Source organism: Mycobacterium persicum, assembly GCF_002086675.1.
GTDB lineage: Bacteria > Actinomycetota > Actinomycetes > Mycobacteriales > Mycobacteriaceae > Mycobacterium > Mycobacterium persicum.
Genome location: NZ_MVIF01000197.1, coordinates 1 through 3,038 on the forward strand (window position 1 = coordinate 1; position 3,038 = coordinate 3,038).

General features: G+C 63.3%; 3 protein-coding genes and 1 pseudogene. 2 read left to right on the forward strand and 2 right to left on the reverse strand.

All coding sequences use genetic code 11. From position 1 onward, the window contains the following. Positions 1-438: 438 nt before the first annotated feature. Positions 439-612, reverse strand: a pseudogene (locus tag BST40_RS33450) (PIN domain-containing protein); the annotation flags it as partial. A 66-nt stretch (positions 613-678) separates the two neighbouring features. On the opposite strand from BST40_RS33450, the gene BST40_RS27645 reads away from it, so the two are divergent. Beyond that, the gene (locus BST40_RS27645) at positions 679-1,770 is read left to right on the forward strand and encodes a DUF2804 family protein (protein ID WP_240316836.1); all 1,092 of its coding nucleotides are present in this window, start codon (positions 679-681) and stop codon (positions 1,768-1,770) included. Positions 1,771-2,297: 527 nt separating this feature from the next. Here BST40_RS27645 and BST40_RS27650 read toward each other — a convergent pair. Next, on the reverse strand, positions 2,298-2,576 hold the full coding sequence (locus tag BST40_RS27650; RefSeq protein WP_083156498.1) for a type II toxin-antitoxin system PemK/MazF family toxin: 279 nt from the start codon (positions 2,574-2,576) through the stop codon (positions 2,298-2,300). A gap of 240 nt (positions 2,577-2,816) precedes the next feature. Here BST40_RS27650 and BST40_RS27660 point away from each other — a divergent pair. After that, positions 2,817-3,038 (forward strand): SDR family NAD(P)-dependent oxidoreductase (locus tag BST40_RS27660; RefSeq protein ID WP_142276840.1); only part of this gene is annotated, 222 nt, incomplete at its 3' end.

The following is a 3,038-nucleotide window of genomic DNA, read 5'->3' on the forward strand; positions in this document are numbered from 1 at the left end:
TGGATCAACGAACCACCGAAGGAGAACACCGACACAGAACACGCAGCCTGACACGTCTCAAATGGTTTGACAGGTTCGATCCCGGCTCCTGTCGAGATTAAAACGCAGACCCACTGAGATGCCAGCCCCTCATGCCGCACCGGCACTTCTTTCAGCAAACAATCTCGCGGGGCAGTGATGATGAAGAGCGCCTCTGATGGCACTGCCGAAACAGAGGGGCAGCCACCCAAATGCCCGTCGTCATACCCCAACCGACATTGACACAGCGCACGAGGAATACGACGGAATCGAATACTGAGGGTTACCAGTAAACGTCGCCGTGTTCATCAGAGAATCACGCCCGCCCGAGTCGGTGTCCTGTCTCAATCTGGTTGACGTTCCCAACCAACCTGGCGGTTTCCTAATCACGCGCTTTCCTCACGGTATTCGGCGGCGCGTTCAGAGTCTGAATGCCGGCCGCAGGTTCTGGAACATCGGGAAATGCTTCACGTTCAGCGTCGCCGGCTCATAGCCCTTGATGTCCGCGGTCGCAGCGACCAGATAGTCACCCAAACCTATACCGGAATGACTCTGCCGGTACCGGCGCATGAAGTCGCCAGCCCGTCGCGCGATGTCGGCATGCCTTCGTCCGTAAGTCGCCGTGGCGCCATAGGTACTGCCCTCCGGTACACTCCGGCGGTGAACACCGAGACCCCGCCGACGGGCCCGTCCGGCCTGGTGCGCACGCACGAGCCGCCACCTGCCCAGCTGGTAGTCGACGGCTGCTACCGGTTCGGCACCTACAACGGCCCGATCGCGCGGATCAACCCACTCGACGTCGTCACCGCCACCGGAGCTCGTGGTCGCCTGCAGCGCGCCGTGCGCAACGCCCGGCTCAAGGAGTGGGAGGCGTTCCAGCTCGGTGACGACGCGTTGTTCGTACTTGGCGCCGTCTACGACACAAAGTCGATCTCATTGCTGCAAGTGCTGGTCGTTGACAAGCAGGCGGCCACGATCCGTCGGTGGGAGCAGAAGGTGCCGACCTCGATGGTCCACGTCGCTCGCGGCCTGGACCACACCCGGTCCCACGGTCGCGTCGGGCGCTTCTCGCTGCAGCTGACAAACGAGATGGACTCGGGCCTGGTCGCGGTGGACGCCAGCCACCCTGGGCGCGGCGCGCTACCGCCGCTGGAGTTGCATGGTGCCGGGCGCTGCGGCCCCGGAGAGGCGGGACACCTGGTGATTTGCCACCCCTTCGCCGACAATCGTGCGCTGTATTCGCACAAAACGATGATGCCGTTCGCCGGCACGCTCCGCGCCGGCGCCGAGCTGACGGTGTTAGAGCCCGACCGTTCATTCATGATCCTCGACGACCACCACGGGGACTACCCCTCGCCTATGCAGTACGACTGGGTGACCGCAGTGCGCCGCAGCGATGGGGGCCGGGTCGAGGGCTTCAACCTGACCGACAACCAGGTGCGCGACCCCCAGCGCTATAACGAGAACGCCGTCTGGCTCGGCGACCGGGTCCACCGCCTGCCGGCCGTCCACGTGGAACGGCCCGACGGGCCCTGGGGTCCCTGGATCGTGCGCGATGCCGACGGGTCGGGCCAGGTCGAGGTGCGGTTCACGCCGACTGTCCGTTCCGAGATGCACGTCGGCCCGCGCCGATCGCTCGCCGAGTATTACGCCCCCTTCGGCTGGTACGAGGGCCGAATCCACACCGACGACGTGGACCTTTCGGTCGATGGCATGTTCGGCATGGGCGAACAGAAGTTCATCCGCATTTGAACCAGCGGACCGCGGGAGCGGTGCTCGAGTTGTTCATCAGGAGATGCCGGCTCGAATACGGCGTCTTACCAGAAAAGGGGTCGCCTTTTTCATCTGAGACGAGGCTGGGCGCTACAGATCTAGGACGAGCCCAGTGCTTGGTCAATGGCTTGCATCTGTTCTGGACTAACCATTCCCTGGCGGTATGACAGTGGTCCGACGGACTTCCCCGGCGGCTGGAAGCCGCCGGGGTGATTCGTCAGTGCCCGCATGCGGAGGGCGTCGTCCAGGCTGGGTTCCCGCTGTCAGAAGTCGCGACGGCGTCGGAGTCGCGAATCGGCCGCGGGAGGCTGTAACCATTCACGCGTCGGGGTCGAACAACGACGGCTTGTTTCGTGGAACGGCCGCTTCGTCCACATCAGCCGAAGTCACCGTCGGCGGGCTGCGAGAATACGGCGGATTCGAATGCCACGGTTTACCGGCAGCGTGCTCCGCATTTCACTGCGCCGCAGTTGTTTTCACCATTCAACGTGACGGCGGCACAGCGCTCAGAGATCGCGGACGATGCGCAGTGCCGCATCAACGCGACGCATCTCGTCGAAGCTGAGGAACCCGACACTCTTGCCGAGCCGGCCCGGGTCGACTGCGGCGGCCTGCTCGGCAAGCACCCGGGTGTGCATTCCGCCGATTTCAACCTCACGACGAAAGCTTGCGGCACGAGCTGACCTAGATGTGGGCGCGACCAGCCAGGTCGACAATGGCAGTTGCCTTCCGTCGCGCGGCATCAATGAGTGCGGATCGGACAGCCGCAGACACGGCCGTGCCATCTCTGGTCAAGACTTCCAGTGCCTTCAATGTGTCTCCGTCCGGCCGGAAGGTGATCGTGTCAGCCATGGCAACCGTTGTACAGCATTTTGTAAGACGGTGGATTACAAGGGTTTTCGTAATGCGCTCCGTTTTCAGGAGGGGCCCGGCCTTGCGGTCCGCTGCCGCGTTGAGATCCCGCCAGTGGTTATTTGAACGGCAATGTCGCCTTCTGGTGTCCAGTGCCGGGATATGCTCCCGGCGTGTCAGCAAGGACGATCGTCATTACCGGTGCCAGCGATGGCATTGGCGCCGCGGCGGCACGCCGGCTAAGTCAAAGCCACGAAAACGTCGTCGTGGTTGGCCGGTGCCGAAGCAAGACTGCCGCGGTAGCCGCGGAACTGGGCGCGGACTATTTCGTGGCAGACTTCGCTGACCTTTGGCAGGTTCGAGCCCTGGCAGACAAAATACGGTCCCAGTACCCG

Coding starts and splice junctions, on each gene's coding strand:
- BST40_RS27650 (WP_083156498.1), bottom strand. CDS start 2,576: ATGGCACGGCCGTGTCTGCGGCTGTCCGATCCGCACTCATTGATGCCG.